At 71.9% G+C, this 22,256-nt stretch carries 14 protein-coding genes; 5 read left to right on the top strand and 9 right to left on the bottom strand.

Annotated elements, in window-relative coordinates; all coding sequences use genetic code 11:
- Positions 1–36: 36 nt before the first annotated feature.
- Both ACFYZ8_RS23030 and ACFYZ8_RS23025 read left to right on the top strand, forming a co-directional pair.
- Positions 37–1,515, top strand: a complete 1,479-nt coding sequence (locus ACFYZ8_RS23030; protein ID WP_388537116.1) for a tryptophan 7-halogenase — start codon at positions 37–39, stop codon at positions 1,513–1,515.
- Positions 1,516–1,567: 52 nt separating this feature from the next.
- Positions 1,568–3,046: a glycoside hydrolase family 3 protein gene (locus ACFYZ8_RS23025; RefSeq protein WP_388537114.1), complete on the top strand. Its 1,479-nt coding sequence runs from the start codon at positions 1,568–1,570 to the stop codon at positions 3,044–3,046.
- Positions 3,047–3,085: 39 nt separating this feature from the next.
- On the opposite strand, the gene ACFYZ8_RS23020 is transcribed toward ACFYZ8_RS23025, so the two are convergent.
- Positions 3,086–4,354: a glycosyl hydrolase gene (locus ACFYZ8_RS23020; protein ID WP_388537112.1), complete on the bottom strand. Its 1,269-nt coding sequence runs from the start codon at positions 4,352–4,354 to the stop codon at positions 3,086–3,088.
- A 15-nt stretch (positions 4,355–4,369) separates the two neighbouring features.
- Between ACFYZ8_RS23020 and ACFYZ8_RS23015 the strand changes: the two genes are divergently transcribed.
- Complete coding sequence (locus ACFYZ8_RS23015) at positions 4,370–5,428, top strand: N-acetylglucosamine kinase (RefSeq protein WP_388537110.1); 1,059 nt, start codon at positions 4,370–4,372, stop codon at positions 5,426–5,428.
- A 65-nt stretch (positions 5,429–5,493) separates the two neighbouring features.
- Positions 5,494–7,641, top strand: coding sequence for a glycoside hydrolase family 3 N-terminal domain-containing protein (locus tag ACFYZ8_RS23010; RefSeq protein ID WP_388537359.1), 2,148 nt, complete (start codon positions 5,494–5,496; stop codon positions 7,639–7,641).
- Here the strand turns inward: ACFYZ8_RS23010 and ACFYZ8_RS23005 are convergent.
- The 6 genes from ACFYZ8_RS23005 to ACFYZ8_RS22980 all read right to left on the bottom strand — a co-directional run bounded on the left by ACFYZ8_RS23005 (position 7,605) and on the right by ACFYZ8_RS22980 (position 16,897).
- Positions 7,605–8,489, bottom strand: coding sequence for a carbohydrate ABC transporter permease (locus ACFYZ8_RS23005; RefSeq protein WP_388537108.1), 885 nt, complete (start codon positions 8,487–8,489; stop codon positions 7,605–7,607). The genes ACFYZ8_RS23010 and ACFYZ8_RS23005 overlap by 37 nt on opposite strands.
- Positions 8,486–9,490 (bottom strand): carbohydrate ABC transporter permease, encoded by a 1,005-nt coding sequence (locus ACFYZ8_RS23000; RefSeq protein WP_388537358.1) that lies wholly within the window; start codon positions 9,488–9,490, stop codon positions 8,486–8,488. The genes ACFYZ8_RS23005 and ACFYZ8_RS23000 overlap by 4 nt, the downstream gene beginning before the upstream one ends.
- Before the next feature lie 17 nt (positions 9,491–9,507).
- Positions 9,508–10,881 carry an extracellular solute-binding protein gene (locus ACFYZ8_RS22995; RefSeq protein WP_388537107.1) on the bottom strand — a complete coding sequence of 458 codons (1,374 nt, stop codon included), beginning with the start codon at positions 10,879–10,881 and terminating at the stop codon, positions 9,508–9,510.
- Between the two features lie 118 nt (positions 10,882–10,999).
- The gene (locus tag ACFYZ8_RS22990; protein WP_388537105.1) at positions 11,000–11,476 is read right to left on the bottom strand and encodes a peptidyl-prolyl cis-trans isomerase; all 477 of its coding nucleotides are present in this window, start codon (positions 11,474–11,476) and stop codon (positions 11,000–11,002) included.
- Positions 11,477–11,685: 209 nt separating this feature from the next.
- Positions 11,686–15,900 carry an NEW3 domain-containing protein gene (locus tag ACFYZ8_RS22985; RefSeq protein ID WP_388537104.1) on the bottom strand — a complete coding sequence of 1,405 codons (4,215 nt, stop codon included), beginning with the start codon at positions 15,898–15,900 and terminating at the stop codon, positions 11,686–11,688.
- A gap of 112 nt (positions 15,901–16,012) precedes the next feature.
- Positions 16,013–16,897 (bottom strand): MurR/RpiR family transcriptional regulator, encoded by an 885-nt coding sequence (locus tag ACFYZ8_RS22980; protein ID WP_359028881.1) that lies wholly within the window; start codon positions 16,895–16,897, stop codon positions 16,013–16,015.
- 119 nt (positions 16,898–17,016) lie between these two features.
- Here ACFYZ8_RS22980 and ACFYZ8_RS22975 point away from each other — a divergent pair, with 119 nt between their 5' ends.
- On the top strand, positions 17,017–17,781 hold the full coding sequence (locus tag ACFYZ8_RS22975) for an SIS domain-containing protein (RefSeq protein WP_359028880.1): 765 nt from the start codon (positions 17,017–17,019) through the stop codon (positions 17,779–17,781).
- A gap of 91 nt (positions 17,782–17,872) precedes the next feature.
- On the opposite strand, the gene ACFYZ8_RS22970 is transcribed toward ACFYZ8_RS22975, so the two are convergent.
- The gene (locus ACFYZ8_RS22970) at positions 17,873–20,932 is read right to left on the bottom strand and encodes a beta-N-acetylglucosaminidase domain-containing protein (RefSeq protein WP_388537102.1); all 3,060 of its coding nucleotides are present in this window, start codon (positions 20,930–20,932) and stop codon (positions 17,873–17,875) included.
- Positions 20,933–20,979: 47 nt separating this feature from the next.
- Complete coding sequence (locus tag ACFYZ8_RS22965) at positions 20,980–22,020, bottom strand: YbhN family protein (RefSeq protein ID WP_388537101.1); 1,041 nt, start codon at positions 22,018–22,020, stop codon at positions 20,980–20,982.
- Positions 22,021–22,256 lie beyond the last annotated feature (236 nt).

The following is a 22,256-nucleotide window of genomic DNA, read 5'->3' as shown; positions in this document are numbered from 1 at the left end:
CCCGCCTCCGACCCCGACCGAGAACTGGAGTCCCGGATGAACCCCGAGTACGACCTGATCGTCGTCGGTGGCGGGCCCGCCGGCTCGACCGCCGCGGCCGCCGTCGCGATGCGCGGGCACCGCGTGCTGCTGCTGGAGCGGGAGACCTTCCCGAGGTACCAGATCGGCGAGTCGCTGCTGCCCGCGACCGTGCACGGCGTGTGCGGCATCCTCGGTGTCGCCGACGAGGTCGCCGCGGCCGGGTTCACCCTCAAACGCGGCGGCACCCTGCGCTGGGGGCGCGACCCGAAGCCCTGGCAGTTCTCCTTCGCCATGACGCCCCGGCTGCCCGAACCCACGGCGACCGCCTTCCAGGTGGAGCGCTCCCGGTTCGACGAGATCCTCCTGCGCAACGCCGCCCGCGTCGGCGCCGAGGTGCGCGAGGGCAGCCCGGTGCGCCGGATCGTCGCCGACGAGGAGCGGGTGCGCGGGGTCGAGTACACCGACAGGGACGGCACCTCCCGTACGGCGTACGGCCGTCACGTCATCGACGCGTCCGGCAACACCAGCCGGGTGCACTCAGGGGTGGGCGGGACGCGGGTGTACTCCGACTTCTTCCGCAACCTCGCGGTGTTCGGCTACTTCGCGGGCGGCCGCCGGCTCCCCGAACCGAACCGGGGCAACATCTTCTGCGCCGCGTTCGACGCCGGCTGGCTCTGGTACATCCCGCTGCGCGACGACCTGACCAGCGTCGGCGCCGTGATCTCGCCCGAGCACACCCCGGCCGTCCAGCGGGACCCGCGAGCCGCCTGGCAGGACATGATCCGCGCCTGCCCGGAGGTCGCCGAGCTGCTCGACGGGGTACCGGCCGCGACCGAGCCGCCGTACGACCGGGTGCGGGTGCGCAAGGACTGGTCGTACTGGCGGACGTCCTTCTGGACGCCCGGCATGGCGCTCGTCGGCGACGCCGCCTGCTTCGTGGACCCGGTGCTGTCCTCCGGTGTCCATCTGGCCACCTACGGCGCCCTGTTGGCGGCCCGCGCGGTCAACTCGGCGCTCGACGGCAGGGTGCCCGAGGAGCGCGGCTTCGCCGAGTTCGAGGCGCGCTACCGGCGCGAGTACGGGGTCTTCTACGAGTTCCTCATCGCTTTCTACGACATGGAGCGCAACGACGAGTCGTACTTCTGGTCCGCGAAGAAGGTGACGAAGGTAGACAGCACCGAGGCGGCGGCCTTCGCCGAACTGGCGGGCGGACTGGTCTCCGGTGACACGGCGGTGCTGGGGCCGCGGCGGCTCGGGGACCGGTGGAGCGCGGCGGCGGCCGAACTGGACGGCGCGGTGGGCCGGTTGGCGGCCCCGGACGAGCGGACGAACCCCCTGCTGTCCACCCGGATCGTCGGCGAGACCTTCCGGACCGGCAACGACCTCCAGGAGCAGGCGCTCTACGGCGGCCCGCTCGACGGCACCGCGCCCGCCGCGCCGGACCACCTCGTGGCCTCGGCCGACGGGCTGGGCTGGGAGCGGGCCGATGAATGACCGAACCGTTGGTATGTTGACTTTCGGCTGAGTGAGCCAGAGGATTCCAGGGGTGACCCACACCGAGCGCCCGTCTGCCCGCACCGCCCTCCCCGTCGACCTCGACGAGGCAGCCCACCGCTGCCTCGTCGCCGGGTTCGAAGGCACCACGGCCGTCCCCGACACCCTCAAGCGGCTCATCGACCGCGGGCTCGGCGGAGTCATCCTGTTCACCCGCAACGTGCGCGACGCGGAACAGGTCCGCCGGCTCACCGACACCCTGCGCGCCCTGCGCCCCGACCTGCTGGTGGCCATCGACAACGAGGGCGGCGGCATCGGCCACCTGGTCGCCGCGGGCGCCCCCGAGGTCCCCGGCTCCTACGCCCTCGGCGTCGTCGACGACCCGGCCCTCACCGCCCGCTGCGCCGACGCCCTCGCCGGCCATCTGGCCACCCTCGGCATCACCGCCTCCTACGCGCCCGTCGCCGACGTCCAGCGCCAGGCCGACAACCCCATCGTGCGCACCCGTGCCTTCGGTGAGGACACCGCGCTGGTCTCCCGGCACCTCGGCGCCTGGATCGCGGCCACCGATGCGCGGGGCATCGCCTCCTGCGCCAAGCACTTCCCGGGCCACGGCGGCACCCTCACCGACAGCCACCACGAACTCGCCGTCGACCCACGCCCGTACGAGGAACTCGACCTCGAACCCTTCCGGGCCGCGATCGCCGCGGGCGTGCCGATGGTGATGAGCGCGCACGTCGTCTTCCCGGCGCTGGACGCCAACCGGCCGGCCACGCTCAGCCGGCGCATCCTGAGGGATCTGCTGCGGCACGAACTCGACTTCGACGGGGTGCTGGTCAGCGACGCGCTGGAGATGAAGGCGATCTCCGACCTGTACGGGGAGGCCGCGGGCGCGCGGATCGCCCTCGCGGCCGGGGCGGACCAGGTCATCGTCGCCGTGGCCGATCTGGCGGTCACCCTGGAGTGCCGGGACGCGGTGCTGGAGGCGCTGCGGGACGGGGTGCTGGGCGAGGAACGGGTCCGGGAGGCCGCCGGGCGGGTGCAGCGGCTCGTGGAGCGGTATGCGACGCCGGCCGACGAGATCGCCGTATGGGACGAGGGAGCGGGGCTGGAGGCGGCCCGGCGGGCGGTACGGGGGCAGGCGGCGCCGGACGCCGTGCCGGGGGCGCATGTCGTCGACCTGTTCCCCTCCCCGCATCCGGCGCTGAACTGGGGCGGGGAGGATCTGCTGACCGAGGTCCTGGCCGTCGACCCGACGGCCACGGGGACGGCGGTGGCCGGGGAGCCGGTGGACCTGGACGGCCTGGTCCAGGGGATCCTGGCCAAGGCCGCAGGCGCGCCGCTGGTCGTGGCCACGTGTGACGCGGGGCTGTATCCCTGGCAGGGCCGTCTGCGGGATGCGCTGGTGGCCCGGCGGCCCGGGGCGGTCCAGGTCGCCACGGGGCTGCCGGACGGGGGTGCGCTGTGTTCCTACGGGCGGGGGAAGGTCAATCTGCGGGCGGTGGCGGAGGTGCTGGCCGGAGCGCGGTGATCTCCGCCGCGGGTGGGCGGGGGGCACGGCCCCGCGCCCCTAGAACCCCTCACCGATGACCTTCTTGATCCCACGCGCCGCGAGATGTCCGGCGTCCTCCGCCCGTTCCGCCAGCACCACCGCAGGGCGCACTCCCTGCTGCCGCAGCCGCATCCACTCCTCGAAGTAGGCCCCGCCCGGGCCCGAGACTGAACGGGTGGACGGCGTGCAGTCCAGGACCAGGGCCGTGTCGCGCGGCTCGGCCGACGACGGCCCCGCCCGCAGCTCGGCGATCGTCGCCGCCACCGCCTCGGCGATCGGCTTCGGCCGGCCCTGCGCGTCGAACAGCCCCAGCGTGTACTCCAGCTCCGGGAAGTCCGCCAGGGACCGGTCCACGTCGTGGGAGCACCACCACGTCACACCCCACAGGTCCGTGCAGCCCGCCGCGTTGAGGATCGTCTCGCGGGCGAAGGGCGGGGCGTCGGCGGCCGGGATGTGGGGTTCGGGGGCGCCCGTCTCCTGGACCCAGACGGGGCGGGACGGGGTCTCGGCGTAGGCCTTGGCGAGTTCCGTGCCGTACTCGGCGAGGTGCAGGACCTCGGGGGAGCGGGGGCCGTAGAGGCTCGCGCAGCCGCCCGAGAAGACCCAGGGGTGGACGGTGGTGACGTCACCCTTGCGGGCCGAGGCCTCGGGGGTGAAGGGGTGGTCGTCGCCGTACCAGGCCGCGTCGTACGCGGAGTGGGTGACCAGGCCGCCGTCCGGGCCTAGGCCCTCCCGGGCGGCCGCCAGCAGCGCGTCCAGGTAGTGGTCGACCTCCGCCGGCGTGGCCGGGTTGTGCTCGATCAGGTTGTTGAGCTCGTTGCCCAGCTGGAGGCCGATGAGGTTGGGGCGGCCGGCGAGGGCGCGGCCGAGGGTGCGCAGCAGCTCCGCCTGGGCGGCGATGGCCTCCGGGTCGGTGAAGACGTTGCGGTGGTGCCAGCTGCGGGTCCACTCCGGGTAGAAGTCGAAGCTCGACAGATGGCCCTGCACGCCGTCCACCAGCACGTCGAGGCCCGCCTCGGCCGCCAGGTCGACCAGCTGCGCCAGCTGGTCCACGGCGGCGGCGCGGATCAGGGTGCGGTTGGGCTGCAGGAGCGGCCAGAGGTGGAAGACCCGGACGTGGTCGAGGCCGAGCCCGGCTATCTGGGCCAGGTCGTCGCGGGTGCGGGCCGGATCGAAGTCGTGCCAGGCGTGGAACCAGCCGTGGCGGGGCGTGTAGTTGACGCCGAAGCGGAGCGTGGGAATGGGATCCTCCTCGGGCCGGGCCCTTGTCCTGCGCGAATGTATCAATCACCATAGTCGTCGATGGGTAATGATTTGAACCAAGATTTGGTCGTCGGCCTCGATGCCGGCGGCACCCGCACCCGCGCGGTCCTCGCCGCCGCCGACGACGGCCGGGTACTGGGCGAGAGCACCGGCGGCCCGGGCAACGCCATGACGGTCCCGGTCCCGCAGCTCACCGACCACCTCACCGAGGCGCTGGCCGGTGTGGCACCTGACGCGGTGCGCACCCGGATCGCGGCCGTGACCGGCGGCTTCGCGGGCGCCACGGCAGCCTCCGAGGAGGACCCCGGCACCCGCAGGGCCCGCACCGCCCTCACCGGGGCCCTGACCCGTCTCGGCATCCCGGCCGACCGGGTCGGCGTGTGCAGCGACATCGAGGCCGCCTTCGCCGCCGCCCCCGGCACCCCCGCCGACGGCCTCGCGCTGGTCGCGGGCACGGGCGCGGTCGCCATGCGCATCACCGACCGGCGTGCCACGACCACCGTGGACGGCGACGGCTGGCTCCTCGGCGACGAGGGCAGCGGCTTCTGGATCGGCCGCAGCGCGGTCCGGGCGGCCCTGCGCATGGCCGACGGCCGCGGCCGTCCGACCGTCCTCGCCGGCTGGGTCGGCCGCACCCTGGGCCTGCCGGTCGACGTCCTCCCCAAGGGCGGAATCCCTTCGTACGACCATGGCGGCGCCGTCCCGCCGCCCGGTACCGGAGCCCACCCGACCGGCGTCCCCGGCTGGGAGCGCGCCCGGCGTGAGGACTTCCGCCGCCATCTGCTGCCCGCCGTGATGGCCGATCCGCCGATCCGGCTGGCCCGTTTCGCCCCGCTGGTCGCCGAGGCGGCCGCCGAGAAGGACGCCGTGGCCGAGACGATCCTCAATGAGGCGGCGGACCACCTGCTGGTGGCCGTACGGGCGCTGGAACCGCGCCCCGGCGAGCGGATCGTCGCCACCGGCGGGCTCCTCGGTCCCGAGGGGCCGCTCACCGCCCTGCTCGCCGAACGGCTGCACTCCCACGGCCTGAGCCTGGACTGGGTGGCCGACGGCCGCCCCGGCGCGGTCGCCCTCGCACGGCTGGCGCTCCTGCCGTGAGCGACGCCGTGTACCGCGACCCCACCGCCCCGACCGACGCCCGCGTCCAGGACCTCCTCGCCCGGATGACCCTGCGCGAGAAGGTCGGCCAGCTCAACCAGCGGATGTACGGCTGGGACGCCTACCGCCGCACCCCCGACGGCGGCTTCGAGCTCACCGAGGCCCTGCACGCCGAGACCGACCGCTTCGAGGGACTCGGCGCCCTGTACGGCCTCCAGCGCGCCGACGCCTGGTCCGGCGTCGACCACGGGAACGGACCCGGCGCTCAGGACGGGGCCGCCCTCGCCGAACTCGTACAGCGGCACGTCGTGCACCGGAGCCGCCTCGGCATCCCCGCGCTGTTCGTCGAGGAGGTCCCGCACGGCCTCATGGCCCTCGACGGCACGGTCCTGCCCGTGAACCTCGCCGTCGGCGCCACCTGGGACCCCGGCCTGTACGAGCGGGCCGCCGCCCACGCCGCCGCCGAACTGCGCGCCCGTGGCGGCCACATCGCCCTCGTCTCGGCCCTGGACATCGCCCGCGACCCGCGCTGGGGCCGTACCGAGGAGTGCTTCGGCGAGGACCCCCACCTGGCCGCCCGGCTGACGGAGGCGCTGGTCCGGGGCATGCAGGGCTCCCCGGTCGACGGCGTCTTCGCCCCCGACAAAGCCCCCGTGGTCCTCAAGCACTTCGCCGGGCAGGGCGCCACCGTCGGCGGCCGCAACTCCGCCGAGTCCGAGCTGGGTTGGCGCGAGCTGCACGAGATCCACCTCCCCGCCGCCCGGGCCGGTGTCCGCGCCGGCGCCGCCGCCGTCATGTCCGCGTACAACGAGGTCGACGGCATGCCCTGCTCCGGCAACCGCGCCCTGCTCACCGGGCTGCTGCGGGAGGAGTGGGCCTTCGACGGGCTCGTCATGGCGGACGGCCTCGCCGTCGACCGGCTGGCCCGGATCACCGGCGACAAGGTCACCGCGGGCGCCCTCGCCCTCAACTCCGGTGTGGACCTGAGCCTTTGGGACGAGGGCTTCACACATCTGGAGGAGGCGGTCGAGCGGGGGCTGGTCAAGGAGACCGTCCTCGACGCCGCCGTGGCCCGCGTCCTCGGTCTCAAGTTCCGCCTGGGCCTCTTCGACCGCCACCACCCGACCACACCCCTGCCGGCCGGTGGCGCGGAGCTCAGCAAGGACATCGCCCGGGCCGCCGTCACCCTCCTGCGCAACGACGGCGTGCTCCCGATCGGCGAGAACGTCTCCCGGATCGCCGTCCTCGGCCCCCAAGCCGCCACCACCGCCCACCAGTCGGGCGACTACACGGCCCCGCAGCGCCCCGGAACCGGCAGCAGTGTCCTCGACGCCCTGCGCCGGCTCGCCCCGCCCGGCCTCGACATCCGGCACGCCCCCGGCTGCACCCTCACCGGCACGGACCTCTCCGGCATCCCGGCGGCGATCGCCGAGGCCGCCGCGTCCGACCTCGCCGTGCTGGTCCTCGGCGGCAGCAGCGCCCGGACGACGGACACCGAGTTCGACGCCAACGGGGCCGCGCTCAAGGCGGTCTCCGAGATGACCTGCGGCGAGGGCGTCGACCTGGCCGGACTGCGGCTGGGAGCCGCCCAGTACGCGCTCCTCGACGCCGTCGTGGCGACGGGCACCCCCACCGCGGTGGTACTGGTCCAGGGCCGCCCGCACGTACTGCCCGACACCGCGCCCGCCCTGCTCACCGCCTGGTACCCCGGCCCCTGGGGCGGCGAGGCGATCGCCGAGGTACTGCTCGGGCTCGCGGAGCCGACTGGCCGGCTGCCGGTCTCCGTGCCGCGCTCGGCGGCCCAGCTCCCCGTCTACTACAACCACAAGGACACCGAGTACGGCGGCTACGTGGACGAGAGCGCCGAGCCGCGGTACTCCTTCGGGCACGGGCTGTCGTACACGAGCTTCGCCTACGGCACACCGCGGACCGCAGGCGGGACCGTGACCGTCGATGTGACCAACACCGGTCGGCGGTACGGGCGTTCGGTGGTCCAGGTGTACCTCCGCCGACTGATCGCCCCCACCTGGCCGCGCACCCTCGAACTGTGCGCGTTCGAGGGTGTCGGCCTGGCTCCGGGCGAGAGCCGTACGGTGACCGTGCCGCTGGAAGGCATCAGCGGCACGGTCGAGATCAGGGTCGCCGCGTCCGCACGGGAGGCGCTCGCGGCCCGGGGTCAGATCTTGACGGCCCCCGACGACACGCCCTTGTAGAACCACCGCTGGGTGATCACGAACAGCACCAGGACCGGGATCACCGAGATCACCGAACCGGCCATGACCATCCGCTGGTCGTAGCCGAACGACGACGACTGGAGCCGGGAAAGGCCCAGCGTCAGCGTCATGTTGCTCTCCGAGCGCAGCACGATCAGCGGCCACAGGAAGTCGTCCCAGGCGCTGATGAACGTGTTGATGACGACCACCATGATCGCGCCCCACGCGGACGGCAGGTACAGGTACCGGAAGCGCTGCCACTCGTTCGCGCCGTCCAGCATCGCCGAGTCCTCGATCTCGCGCGGGACCGCGAGGAACGCGCCGCGCATGAGGAGGACGTTGATGGCTCCGACGAACCCGGGCAGCCACACGCCGGCCAGGCTGTCGACCAGGCCCAGGTCGCGGATGCTGATGAACAGCGAGACCATGATCGACTCGAAGGGGAACATCATCGAGGCGATCAGCACCACCCAGACCGCCTTGCGGCCCTTCCAGCCGGGCTTGGAGAGCATGTAGCCGGCCGTCGTGGAGAAGACCAGCTGGCTGGTGATCGACAGGGCGACCACGATCAGGCTGTTTTTGATGTACGACCACACCGGCACCTGGTCGAAGACCGTCCGGTAGGCGCGCAGGGTCGGGTGGTGCGGCAGCAGGGTGGCGTCCGCGCCGAAGACGTCCTCGCTCGTGCCCTTCAGGGAGGCCAGCAGCTGCCACAGCAGCGGGCCCACGGTAAGGCCGAGCACCAGGAGGAGCAGCAGGTAACGGACGAAGAGCTCGCGCGGGCGGCCGTAGTCACGCCAACGCGGCATCAGGCGACGGCCCTTGGTCTCGACGGCGCTCGTCGTCATGACTCGTCCTCCTTGGTCAGACGCTGCGCCAGCAGGGTCAGCCCCAGCGTCAGCGCGAACAGGGCCACGCTGACGGCCGAGCCGTAACCCGCGTTGCCGGTGATCGGGTCCAGGCCGACGTCCCGGATGTAGAAGGGCAGGGTGCGGTCGGCGCCGCCGGGGCCGCCGGTGGAGCTGCCGAGCATGTAGATCTCGGTGAAGACCCTGAGCGAGCCGATGCCGGTCAGGGTGCCGACGAGCATCATGGCCTGCCGGACCCCTGGAATCGTGATGTGCCAGAAGCGGCGCACCGCGCCGGCGCCGTCCATCTGCGCGGCCTCGTGCAGTTCCTTGGGCACGTTCCCGAGGGCGGCCAGGTAGAAGACCATGTACCAGCCGAGGCCCTTCCACAGGGTCAGGCCCATCGCGGACAGCAGGATCAGCCAGGAGTCGGAGAGGAAGGGGATGGCCGACTTGATCAAGTGGGCCTTCTCCAGCCAGGTGTTGACCAGCCCGTCGTCCGCGAGAAGCCACTGCCAGCTCAGGCCGACGACCACGCTGGACGCCAGCACCGGCGTGTAGAAGGCGGACCGGAAGAAGCCGATGCCCGGAAGGTTCTTCTCCACCAGGACGGCCAGCATCAGCGGCAGCAGCACCATCAGCGGCACCACGATCACCGCATACAGGATGCTGTTGCGGGTGGCGAGCCAGAAGTCGTCGTCCTGGAGCATCCGCGTGTAGTTGTCGAGTCCGACGAAACCCGCGGTGCCGCCCAGCGGCTTGGCGTTGGTGAACGACAGCAGGACCGTGTTGAGGAACGGGAACACCCCGAAGACGACCGCGCACGCGATCGCCGGGGCGGTCCACAGCCACGGCAGCCACCAACGGCGGTACATGGCCGCTCCGTTGGCGCCGGGAGCGGGACCGGGCAGCACGGCCCTGGCGAGTCGGCGCAGGCGGGACGGGGACGGGGCCGGGCCCGGCGTGGCGGTCGTGGACCCCACGTCGGGCACCGGCTTCATGATCTGTGCCGTCACCGTCAGCTACCCTGCTTCAGCAGCTCGTTCGACTTCTCCTGGGCGTCCTTCACGGCGTCCGCCGCGCTCTTCTTGCCCTGCATGGCCAACTGCACCTGGGACACGATGGCGTTCTGCACGGCCGGGGAGAGGTTGGTCTGGTTGGTGTCCGCCGTCTTGAGCTGGTCGGCGACGAGCTTGCGGGCCTGTGAGAACGGGTCGCTGCCGGTGACGTTCTGGAAGAACGGGTCGTTCAGCGACGCGGTGGTGGTCGGGAAGATCACCACGTCCGGGTCCTTGCACCAGGCCGTCTGGTTCTCGGCGTTGGTGAGGAACTCCGCGAACGACAGCGCCACCGGCGCGTGCTTGCTGGTCGCGGCGACCGAGATGTACTGCGGGGCACCGGCGGAGGCGCGGCCGAGCGCGTCGTAGGGCTGCTGGCCGACGGCCGTCTTGTCGTAGACGGAGGGGCTGTTCTGCTTCACGAACCGCACGAAGCTCGGGTTCGTCGAACCGTAGGCCACCTTGCCCTGGCTGTAGAGCGTGGAGGGGTCGTTGCTGGAGGACAGCGAGTCCTTCGGCATCGCGCCCTCCTTGTAGAGCTTCGCCATCCACGCGACCCACTGGGTGGTGCGCGGGTCGTCGGCGAAGACGGCGGACTTGCCGTCGGCGGAGAGGACCTTGATGCCCATCTGGTCGAAGTCGGCGGGGATGCGCCAGATCGGGTTGGCCATCGTCGCGAAGAACTTGCCGTCGGCGGCCTTGGCGACCTTCTCGTAGTCGGCGAAGAGCCCGAAGATGCTCGTCGGCGGCTTCGCCGGGTCGACACCCGCCTTCTGGAGGAGGTCCTTGTTGTACGTCAGCAGGACACCGCCCGTGTACCAGGGCAGCGTGGTGTGGATCGACTTGCCGGAGGCGTCGGCGAAGGTGGCGGTCTTCCAGAACGACGGGACGAAGGGCCCCGCGGCGTCCGGGTCCTTGGTGCCGATGTCGAGCAGGTAGCCGGCCTTGGTGAGGGCGGTCGCCGTCGGCGCGTTGACGTTGATGACGTCGGCCATCGTGCAGGCCTGGGCGTCGGCGACGGTCCGGCTGGTGAAGGTGTTGTCGCCGGGGTCGTCGATCCACTTGACCTTGGTGCCGGGGTGGGCCTTCTCGAAGTCGCTGATCACTCCGTTGAAGAAGCTCCCGAAGTCTTTCTTCAGGTTGGTGGTCTGGAAGGTGATGTTGCCCTTGACCTCACCGGTGAGCTTCCCCGACCCGACGTTGCCCTTGTCGACCTTGCAGCCGCCGGCGGTGGCGTCACCGCTGTCGGAGCCGCCGCTCAGGCCGCAGCCGGTGGCCGCGAGGGACAGAGCGGCGATACAGGTCAGGGTGCGGGTCAGTCTCTTTGCGCGCATGTGATGCCCTTCCACGGCTGGTTCAATGAACCAACTCCGACTCCGATTGATGAAAAGGTGGACCAGAATTCATCGGAGGTCAATGGGTTCCTGTGTTGCGTTTAGGTTCCGTAGGAGATCAGTGACGGTGTTCGTGGTCCGGGTGGGAGGGGTCGCCCGGGTGTTCATGGCCGTGGGAGTACACGACTGTGCTGCGGGCCTGGTCCAGCCAGCCGAAGAAGGCCTGGCGGCCCGCCGCTTGGCGCAGCTCGCGTGTGATGCGGTCGCGGACCACTTCGTAAGGCTGGACGTCTTCCGATGCCGTCTCCTCGCCGAAGGGGTCGGCGCCGCGTCTGAGGGCCTCTGGGGTGAGGAAGCGGTCCTGGTTGCGGGCGTAGTAGTCCTGTACGGCCGCTTCCGGGACCGTCTGTTCGGCTTCCAGGGCGGCGAGGAGGGTGCGGGCGGCGGGGGAGTGGGCCAACGCTGCCGCGACGATGCTGCCGAGGTCGGCGACGTCGGACTCGGCCAGGGTGAGGATCTTGGCCGGGGAGACTTCGGGCGGGGGTTCGAGGCCTCGGTCCGCGCAGGCACTTCGGGCGAGTTCGTCCGTGACCACGACTTGCGTGGCCCAGCGGCGGCGTTGTCTCGCGACAGAGGGTGCCTCTGGCTGCCGTCTGGCGGGTGCCGGCTCGTTGTGGCTTGTCGCGCCCCGCGGCGGAGCCGCAGATTGATACAGCCCCGCGCCCCTATAGGGCGCTTCCAGGAACGAGTCGACCCGTTCTGTCGGTAGTGGCTCGCCGTCTATCAGTGCCGCGTGTTCTGGCCTCACGGGGTCACCTCCAGGGGGATCGTCCTCGTGTACGCCACCTGCCCGTTCCACGCGGCCTTCGCCATCAGCCAGTACGAACCCGGCGGGATCGACGAGCCGTCCACCTCGATCACGGACTCGACCCGCTCGCCGCCCGGCACCGTGAAGCCCTGCAACCCCGGCGCCACGCCCTGCCAGGTGCCCCAGGACGACACCGCCCAGAGCTGTCCGCCGACCGGGCCCCGGGTGGTGTTGCGCAGGCTCACCGGAACCTGAGCCCGCTCACCGCGACGCACGGTGACCCGGTCGGCGTTCAGCTCGCACGTCAGTCCCGGACCGGCGGGCGGGGCGCCCGGCACGTCGAGGCCGACGACGTCCTCGTAGGTCTGGCCGCCGTACGAGAGGCGGGCCCGGAGCCAGTGGCGGCCGGGCTCGGCCTCCGGTGGCGGCGTCACGGTCACCTCGGTCAGGGAGAAGCCGCCGGGACCGAGCGCGTAGGGCAGTTCCGCGGGCTCGGCGGTCCAGCCGGGTGGTACCTCGAAGACGACGGTGCCGTTCGTCGAGGTGTCCGTGAGTTCCGAGCCGATCCGGACCGTCGCGGTGACGGGGCCGGTCGCGGTGAGGGCGGTGGGGGCGAGGTGGACGGACACGGGCATGTTGCCGCGCGGGGCCGGTCCGGAGTTGTGCAGCCAGTAGCGGGTGTGGACGGGCTGGGCCGGCTCGTGGGCGGCGACGCCCGGGTCGGTCGTCGGCTCCGGCGCCTGCGGGGGCGCGGCCAGGACGGTGGCGACCTCGAAGCCCGTGAGTCCGGCCTCCAGCGCCCCCTCGCCGTCCGGCGTCAGGGACTCCCCGGGCCTTTCCAGTACGTCCGCCCGGGCGCCCTCGGTCCAGGCGACCGGTCCGCGCACGCGGGCCCGCACCGGCCGTCCGTTCACCTCGTGCACGCGGACGACGACCCCGCGTCCCGGGTCCACGGGCGCCGCGCTGCCCCTGGCCAGCGGGGAGCCGAGCGGCTTGAAGGCGTCGAGGAGCACCTCGCGGGCCGGTTCCACCTCCAGCAGGGAGGTCGTCCGGGGCAGCAGCGGGGGCTCGCCGTCGCCGCGCACCCGGGCCGTGAGCGGGTGGTTGAACTCGTGTCCCCGCGCGGGGAGTCGGAGGTCCCGCCAGTCGCCCTCGCCCGCGACGACCGCGTACTCGAAGGTGTGCGACCAGCGCTGGAGCTGGAAGCCCGAGCCGTCGGGAGTCGTGCGGCGGGGCGGGTCGACCCAGATGCCGGACGGCCAGCCGGTGCAGGAGCGCATCAGGGACATGTAGAGGTCGCCCGAGGTGGTGACCACGCAGCCGGGCGTGCCCCGGTTCAGGACGGCGAAGCCGCGCCCGTCCCAGGCGTCACCGGGCGGCAGGGCCTCACCGCCGCCCGCCGCCGTGGCCGTGACGGTGAAGTCCTCCAGGTCCGCGATCAGCGTGTCCACCGCCTTGGCGTCCCCCGAAGGGTCCGCGCCCGCGATCACCAGCAGCGGCAGCCGCTCCAGGTCGCGCAGGTCGGCGCCGGGCACCCACTCCTCGCGCAGGGAGGCGCGGGGCGCGACCCAGACGGCGGCCACGCCCTGCTCGGCGATCTGGCGGCGCAGTTCGCGGTCGGCGGCCGGGTCCATGGCGAGCGCCTCGGCGACCAGGGAGTTGCGCCCGGGACCGCCGACGGCGATCCGGATGTCGGGAAGGTTGGAGTCGACTTCGAGGTCGCCGTAGCGGGGGCCGCCGGCGATGGTCGAGGTGGCGGTGACGCCCGCGCGGACGAGGGCCGCCGCGAGCGGGGCGCCCAGCTCACCGGCCTCCTCCCAGTCGGCGTACACCAACTCGGCGACCCCGAAGGCCCGTTGGCCGAGCTGCGCCCCGGTGTCGTCCTGGAGCGCGACCCGTGCCGTGGAGCCCAGCCCGAACCAGGTGTTGGCCGGGTTGTCCAGGGTCCACGGGAACTCCTCGCTGTTCACCTCCACGAACCCGAACCCCCGCCCGATCACCGCGTCGGCGACCTCGTGCACGGGCAGCCCGCCCCGCACGTCGGAGGGCCAGCGGACCCGGATGAGGCGGTCCTCGCCGTCGTAGCCGTCGATCGTCGTGGAGACGTCGAGCCGGTTCACGCCGGTCCACAGGGTGAGCTGTTGCGTGTACGTGAAGAGTCCGAGGTCGGCGCGGACGGTGATGCGGGACCCGGCCGGGGAGTGATCGACATCGATGTCGGCGCTCACGTCACGGCTGCGCGCGGCCGTCGTGCCGGTGGGAGTGAGGTGCCAGGGACCCTCGCCGAAGCGCGGGTGCCTCGGGAACTCCTCCTGGACGACGAGTTCGTTGCCGATGTCACCGGCGGGCAGCAGTTCACGGCCGCCCTCCGGCACGGCGCGCAGGCTGCTCACGGCGCCGCCGCGCGCGGGGTCGACCGTCACCTCGTAGAACTCGTTGCGGATGGTCGTGCCCTCGCCGCGGGTCCACTCCGGGAGCGAACCGGCCGCCAGGGGGAGGGACTTGAGGCCCATTCCGGGCACCTGCGGGACGACGACCCGGAGGGTGCCGTCCTTCTCGCGTACGGCGGGCAGCGGCTGGAAGTCGTCGCCGACGGGGACGAGCCCCGGGTCGCCGACGGTGAGCACGTCCTGCCGTTCCCAGGTGACGGAGTTGAAGACGACCAGATCGGGACCGGTGCCCGGCTCCACCCGGTCGGCCAGCGCCTGCGTCGCGTCCGCGTGCACGGTCTCGGCGAGGTCGGCCAACTCCCGCCAGCCGGTGAGGAGATCGATGTACACCTGGTCCGACTCGGAGCCGGTGATGGCGTCGTGGTGGGCGCCGTAGACCAGCTGCCGCCAGGCCTTGTCGAGGGCCGCGTCCGGGTAGGGGTGGCGGGTGACCAGCGAGGCGAGGGTCGCCCATGCCTCCGCGTCGGCGAGCAGCGTCTCGCCGTACCGCTGGGCCTGCTTGGTGTCGATGTAGGAGACGTCCTTGCCGGTGTAGACCGGGTTCATGTCCCGGGTCTGCGGCGAGGCCTTGCGCCCCTCGGCCTCCAGCTCGGCGCGTACGGCGGCGAAGAAGTCCCGCGGGATGCCGGAGACGAACCGGGGCCAGACGTAACGGGCGTTCCAGTCACGGTGGATGTCCATCACCCAGCGGCACGGCGGCGCGTAGTCACCGCCGACGGGGAGCAGCACGTTGCGGGTGAGCGCGACCTGCTTGAGCCCCTTGAACAGCTTGAACGCCTCGGCCTCCGCTTCGGCCAGCGTGGGCGCGTTGTCGATCCGCCAGCCGGCGCCGTAGTGGTTGACCATGTACGCGGTGAGGATCCCGCGCCCCGAGGGGGCGATCCAGTCGAACTCGGCCGGGAACTGCATCCGGTTCGGGTCCCGCGGCTCCTCGCCGAACACGGACAGGGTGGGGCCCCACTGGTGGAAGGGCCCGCGCGCCCACGAGCTGGACGTGACCCCCGCGTCCGCCATGATCCCCGGGAACTGCGGGTCGTGCCCGAACGCGTCCAGCTGCCAGGCCGTCTCCGGGGACGCCCCGAGGATCGCGCGCTGGTAGCCGTCGCCGTACAGGGCGTTGCGTACGGTGGCCTCGGCGCCGGTGAGGTTGGTGTTCGGCTCGTTGTAGGTGCCGCCCATGATCTCGACGCGGCCCGTGCGGATCAGCTCGCGCAGGAAGCCGCGCTCCTCCGGGAAGGCGTTCCAGTACGGCTTGAGGTAGTCGACCTCCGCCAGTACGAAGGTGTACGCCGGGTCGCGCCGGGCCAGGTCGGAGTGGGCCCGGACCAGGCTCATCCCCGACTGGCCGCGCGAGTCGAAGGTGCGGGCCGTGAGGCCGGTGGCGGCCGGGTCGTCGGCGACGTCCCAGGTCTCGGTGTAGGCGCCCTGGGTGTTCCACCAGACGGGGTCGTAGTGGAAGTGGCTGACCATGAACATGGTCCAGCCCGGCTCGGCGACCGTGAACTCTCCGGTGCCGCTCGCGGACTCGGCCCCGTCGGTCGCGGTGACCGTGATCGGGCCGCCCTCGCCGGTCACGGGTATCTCGGCGCGTACGGTGCCGTCCTCGCCGACGGTGACGACCGTCTCCCCGGTGGCGCTTCCCTCGACGGTGACGCGGACCGGGCGGCCCGGAACATGCTCGATCCCGGCCGCCACCACCTGGCGCGGCTGCTCGGGTGTACCGATGAACAACTCGGTCGACTCAACGGCGGTGACACGCACAGGGGGCTCCTACGAGATGACTCGGGGGAGCCCCATCCTGGCACCGAGAGGATGATTCAAACAACCATCTTCGCGTTATCTCGGTGGTTCATCCATGCAAGATCGGTCATGGTCAACGCGAACGGCGGGCCTTCACCGCGTGCTGCGGCGTGATGTGGTCGGTGAGCGCGAGGGAGGAGCTGGCCCGCTGGTACGCGACCTGGCCGACCCGGACGTAGAGGCAGTCCACGATCATCAGGACGGAGTGCCGGCCGCCGATGCTGCCGGTACGGAAGCTGGTCTCCGAGGTCGCCGAGATGAGCCGGATGTCCGCGGCCTTCGCCAGCGGGGAGCGCGGGTCGGTGGTGATGGCGATGGTGGTCGCGCCCCGCTCCTTGGCCATTTCGAAGGGTTCGAGCGTCTCGCGGGTGGCGCCCGAGTGGGAGATCCCTATGGCCACGTCGGCCGGGGTGAGCAGGGCCGCGGAGGTGGCCGCGCCGTGCACCTCGGTCCAGCCGCGCACCTGGCAGCCGATGCGGAACAGCCGGGTCTCGGTCTCCTGGGCGACCGCCCCGCTGCCGCCGACTCCGTACACGTCGATGCGGCGGGCCTTGGCGAGGGCCTGGGCCGCGCGCTCCAGGGCGTCGAGGTCGATGCGCTCGATGGTCTGCTGGATCGCCCGCAGATCCGCGCTGCCGACCACCTGGACGACCCGCTCCAGGCTGTCGTCGGGGGAGATGTCGGGGCCGATCTCGGCCGAGCCCCAGTCGGAGACCTCGCCGCGGCCGCGCTCCTGGGCCAGCTCGATCAGCAGATGCTGGTAGGAGTCGAGCCCGATGGCCCGGCAGAACCGGGTGACCGTGGCCTGCGAGGTTCCGGTGCGGCGGCCCAGCTCGGCGGCGGAGCAGTGGGTGACGGCGGCCGGATCCTCCAGGATCAGCTCGCCGACCTTCCGCAGGGAACCGGCCAGCCGGGGCAGCTCGGTGCGGATCAGGGTGGTGACGTCGGTCGGAGGCATGGAAAGAAGGTATCAGCCACCCTTAGGTCCACTGATTGAATACCAGGACCGCGTTGTGGTTTATTGATTCATCGATGGGTGATTGAATGGTGGTTCAATCCATCAGTGGGGAGTGTCGCGTGTCCGTCGAGTCAGTCAGCGCCCAGGGCTTCGCCGAACAGAGCCTGGACGTCCTCCGTCACGTCACCGAGTCCGCCCGCGAGGACGTGCGCCGCGCCGCCGAACTGGTCGCCGACTGCATCAGCGCCGACGGTGTCATCCACGCCTTCGGCACCGGCCACTCCCAGGCGATGGTCCTGGAGGTCGCGGGCCGCGCGGGCGGACTCGTGCCCACGAACCGGCTCCAGATGTCCGACCTCGTCCTCTACGGCGGTGACGCGCCGAGCGTCCTCGACGACCCGCTGCTGGAGCGCCGGCCGGGGGTGGCCGTCCGCCTCTACGACCTCGCCGCCCCGCAGGCCCGGGACCTGTTCGTCATCATCTCCAACTCCGGTGTCAACAACGTCATCGTGGAGATGGCGCTGCACGCGAAGTCGCGGGGACACAAGGTCCTCGCGATCACCTCTCTCACGCACACGGGGGCGGTGCCCGCGGGGCACGAGAGCGGGAAGAAGCTCGTGGACCTGGCGGATGTGGTGCTGGACAACGCGGCGCCGGTGGGGGACGCGCTGGTGTCGTTGCCGGGGGGTGGGGCGGTGGGGGCGCTGTCCACGCTGACCGGGGTGATGCTGGTGCAGATGGTGGTGGCGGAGGCTTCGGGGTTGCTGCTTGCCGCGGGTCGGCGTCCGCCGGTCTACGTGTCGGCCAACGTTCCTGGTGGTTTTGAGGGCAACTTGGAGTTGGAGAAGAAGTACGCGGGGCGGGTTCGGCGTACGGCCACGTAGGTTTTTCGGGGGGTTCGGGTATCGCGGGGAACTTGCGGCCGGTGGGGACGGTCGCGCAGTTCCCCGCGCCCCTAGGTGTGTTGCACCTCCCTCAGTTCACAGGTACCGGAGTCAGGGCTGCTGCCAGGGGATACGCGCCCGTTGTCAGGGGCGGCCTGGTGGCGCTCGTCGCCGTGTCCACCGGGACCAGGGTGTTGCCGTCGGCCGTTGTGACGTAGGCCGTGCTGCCGTTCCAGTCCAGGGCCACGTCGAAGGCCGATCTGCCCACCTTGACCCCGGGGCCCGGGGCGCCGGTCACCGTGTTCACCGGGGTGATCGTGTCGCCGTTGCTCGGGCTCACCCACAGGGTGCGGCCGTCCGGGGACAGTCCGAGGCCGTAGGCCTGGCCGGAGACCAGGAGGGTCGGCTCGGTGTCGTTGGTGGTCGTGTCGATAGGGGTCACCGTCGAGCCGCCGGAGTTGGAGACGTAGACGGTCTTCGAGTCGGGGGCGGCCACGACGTTGAACGGGCTGGGGCCGACCGGGATCGCCGCGCCCGCCCTGCCGGTGGTGAGGTCGACGGGGCTGACCGTGTTGTCGTGGATGTTCGCCACGTAGAGGCTTCTGCCGTCGGGGGTGACCGCCATGTTCTCGGGGCCGTCGCCGACCGGTACCGGTGTCCCGGTCCTCAGGGTGGCCGTGTCGATCGACTGCACCGTGCCGTCCGTGTAGTTGGCCACCCAGAGCGTGCCGCCGTCAGGGGTGAGCGCGAGGCCGGCCGGGACCTTGCCCACGGCGACCGTGGCGGTGGCCTTGCCGCTCGCCACGTCGATCACGCTGACCGTGTTGCTGCCCTGGTTCGCCGCGTACGCGGTACGGCCGTCCGCGCTCACCACGACCTCGCCGGGGTTGGCGCCGACCGCGATGTTCGTCGTCTTTCCGGAGGCGAGGTCGATCGAACTCACCGACGCGCCACTGAAGTTGGCCGTCAAGGCACGAGGTGTGCCGGTGCCGTCCGTGACCTGGACCGGGAGTGCGCGGTCGAGGATGCCTGTGCCTTCGACGACGATCGAGTGCACGCCCTCCGTCCTGCCCGTGATGGTGACGGTGGCCTTGGTGTCCGTGCCTTCCGAGGGCGTTGCGGTGACGCCGTCCGGCACATGGAGCTTCCAGCCGACCGTGCCGGCCTGCGTGTCGGAGAGGTCGAGGGTGACCGTCGCGGAGGCCCCGGGCTTCAGGGACAGCGAGCTGGGGGAGAAGGAGGCGTCCACGCCGGGGTCAGGGGCGTTCTCCAGCATCGTCGTGTAGAGGAACTGGTCCATGACGCCCGGCGACACCTGCTGCGGGATCGCGTCCAGCTCCTTGCGGGCCTGCCGGAGTTGATTCCAGTACGTCGAGACCGCTTCCGTGTCACCGGCCTTGTGGGCCAGCAGCAGCTCCACGGCCGTCTCGCCCGCGCTGCCGTAGCGGCCGAGCTTGTCGAGCCAGGCGGAGGTCTCCTCCAGGAACCCCGGGTTGTCGAGATGTGCCCGCAACTGAGCGGGCGTGGCCGCCATGTCGGCGAAGTAGGCCTTCAGCCGGGCTGCCGCTCGGTCCAGGCCGCTGTCCTGTGCGTAGGCCGTGCGGAAGGCGGCGATCAGCTTCGTGAGGGTCGGGGACTCGGTGGAGTCGAGCGGGGAGGAGTAGTTGTTCTCGGCGAAGATCCGCAGCCACTTGGCGGACTCGGGTCCCGCGAGGTCCCGGACCGAGGCGAGGAACGCCTCGCGCGGGTCGTAGGCGTGCGGGTTCCACAGATAGGCGGCCGAGGTGAACAGGGCGATCCTGCTCGCCTCGCCCTGGATCATCGGGTTGGCGGTCACGCCTGTCGCCCGCGAAGCGACTCGGGGTTCGCGGCCCGTGTAGGGGCCGAGGAGCAGACGGCTGGTGATGTAGTCGTTGACCGGGTAGTTGTCCCAGACCAGGATGGGGTGGCCGTAGATCTCGCGGGCCTGTTCGACCTGGTCGGTGGTGATGGTGGGCGCGATGACGCCGACGCCGGTCCACTCGACGACCACCGACGGGTCCAACTGCTCCCTGAGGGCCTTCTTGTACGGCGAGTCGGCGAGGTCGGAGTACTCGGTGGGGACCATCTCCAGGGGCTGAAGTCCGGTGTGGTCCGCGGAGAACCGCTTCCAGACGGTGTTCAGCAGGTGCGCCTGCGCGGCCCCCGCGGCACCCCCGCCCGTGCCGAACTCCCGCTCGTCCTCGGGGCAGTTCCACTTCGTGTAACTGATGTCGTCCAGCGGGATCGCGAAGGAGCGGACACCGATGGCGTACAGCGAGTCGAACTTGGCGGTGAGCGCCTTCACGTCGGCGTCGGAGGAGTAGCAGACGGAGAGTCCGGGTGAGAGGGCGTAGGTGAAGCGGACGTGGTCGGCGTCGGCCCGGTCGACCAGTTCCTTCAACTGGGCCAGCGCGGCGGCCGGGTACTCGTCCCGCCAGCGGGCGCGCAGGTACTCGTCGTCCTTGGGCGAGTAGACGTAGACGTTCTGCTTCGTACGGCCGTAGAAGTCGAGCTGGGCGAGCCGCTCCGTGTGCGTCCAGGGGGTGCCGTAGAAGCCCTCGATGACGCCGCGGAGGGCGGCGGTGGGCCAGTCGCGGATCGTGACGGCGGGCAACTCTCGCTTGCCGTCGAGGAGTTGGCGCAGGGTCTGGGCGGCGTAGAAGGTGCCGGCGGTGTCGACGCCGGAGAGGGCCAGGAGAGCCCGCCCGTGGCTGCGGCCGGAGGCCAGGACGTAGCCGCCCGGGGCGAGGCCGGCCGGGGAGGAGGCGTGGAGCTGTCGCAGCGTCCGGGCGGTGGCGGTGTTCTCGCCGGGGCCGCCGAGGTAGACGGTCAGAGCGGCGGCGGGCGGCCGGTCGCCGGCGTCGACCGTGGTGACGCGGTCGGCTCCGGCGGCTCTGAGGGCCGCCTCGGCGACGCGGATCGCGGACGGGTCGGTGCGGGGGCCGACGACCTCGACGACGCTGCGGGGGACGGGGATCCGGCCGCTCCCGATCCTCATGTTCTGCGGAGTCGGCCAGACCTGGGGCGCGGACTGTCGGGACTCCGCGGCGGCGGGCACCGCCGGGGCCGCGAGACCGAGTGTCAGGAGCAGGGCGACGGCCGTACGTCTGAGACTGATGAATGAATCCACCTTGAAATGCTATGGATGTTGAATGAAGCATTCAATGGGGCGAACGTTCAAAGAACCTTCCGGTGCACGAGGGCCGACATGCACAGCACCCCGGGCAGCAGGGGCAGCCACACCGTCAGGACGCGGTAGCCGATCAGCGTCGCCGTGCCGACGCTCACCGGGACGCCGTAGACGGCGAGGGTGAAGACCATGGCCGCGTCCACCGGGCCGATGCCGCCCGGCGCGGGCACCGACCCGACCGCGCTGCTCGCGGCGAGGTACGCGAACGCGACCTGCGCCCAGGACAGGGTCAGACCCAGCGAGGCGCCGACCGCGTGGATCACGCTCGCCTGGAGCAGCGGCGCGGCCGCCGCGCCGCCCCACAGGGCGAGGACCCGGCTGGGCATGGTGTGCAGACGGCGGGCGTCGGTCAGGGCGGTGCGCACGAACGTGACCGCGGGGCGGCGCAGCGGGCGGACGAGGGTCAGCAGCAGGAGCGTGCCGCCGAGTCCGAGTCCCGCGGCCACCAGGGGCAGGAACAGCATGCGCCGGTCCGGGACGAGATCACCGAGCCGCAGCAGACCGGGCAGGGCGATCAGGAAGCCGATCAGGACGAGTGTCTTGGCGATCGGCCTGACCAGCGCGTACAGGGCGAGTGAGGCGGTGGCACGGGCCAGCGGGATGCCCCGGCCCTGGAGGAAGCGCAGCGTGACCGCGTGGGCGCCGAGGCTCGCCGGCAGCACGTGGTTGGCGGCGCCGGCGGCGAACTGCGAGGCGACCAGGAGGCCCGGCGGCAGCCGTTCGGGCAGGGCGCCCTGACGCACGACGGAGGCGGAGATCCAGCCCAGGCAGGTGTAGAGGAGCCCGACGAGCAGCCAGCCGGGGTCGGCCGAGGCCAGCCGCGCGGTGCCGTCGTACAGGGCACGCCAGTCCAGCACCGCCCAGACGCCGATGAGCAGGACGGGGAGCAGGGTGAGCAGGCGGCGGGTGAGACGGCTCAGGGAGCGGCGGGAGGGGGCGGGGGCGGGAGCCGGGCAGCTGATGGGGAGCGGGGCCGGGGCGGCGGCGGGGAGCGGGCCCGGGGAACCTTCGAGCGGAAGCAGGGACACGGCGCACGTCGTCCTTTCGCGTCATGCCCCGTGCGGGACACGGGGCATGACGGAGGCAAGGCGATGCAGAGGGGACGAGGGAAACGTTCCCGCTCGGTGTGACGTTCAAATGTCCGGCAGTCGAAGGAGCGCGGGCGGGTGGGCGAGGACGGGGTGGGAGCCCGACGCCGTCATGGGCGGAGCACTCATACGGGCGGCCCCCGACAGCCGTCCCTCAGGTGAGGGGCCCCTGTGCG

This window comes from Streptomyces sp. NPDC001668 (genome assembly GCF_042893155.1).
In the GTDB taxonomy this organism is placed as follows: domain Bacteria; phylum Actinomycetota; class Actinomycetes; order Streptomycetales; family Streptomycetaceae; genus Streptomyces.
Note: the sequence above shows the minus strand (reverse complement) of the source record. Positions and strands in the feature narration are given on the sequence as shown.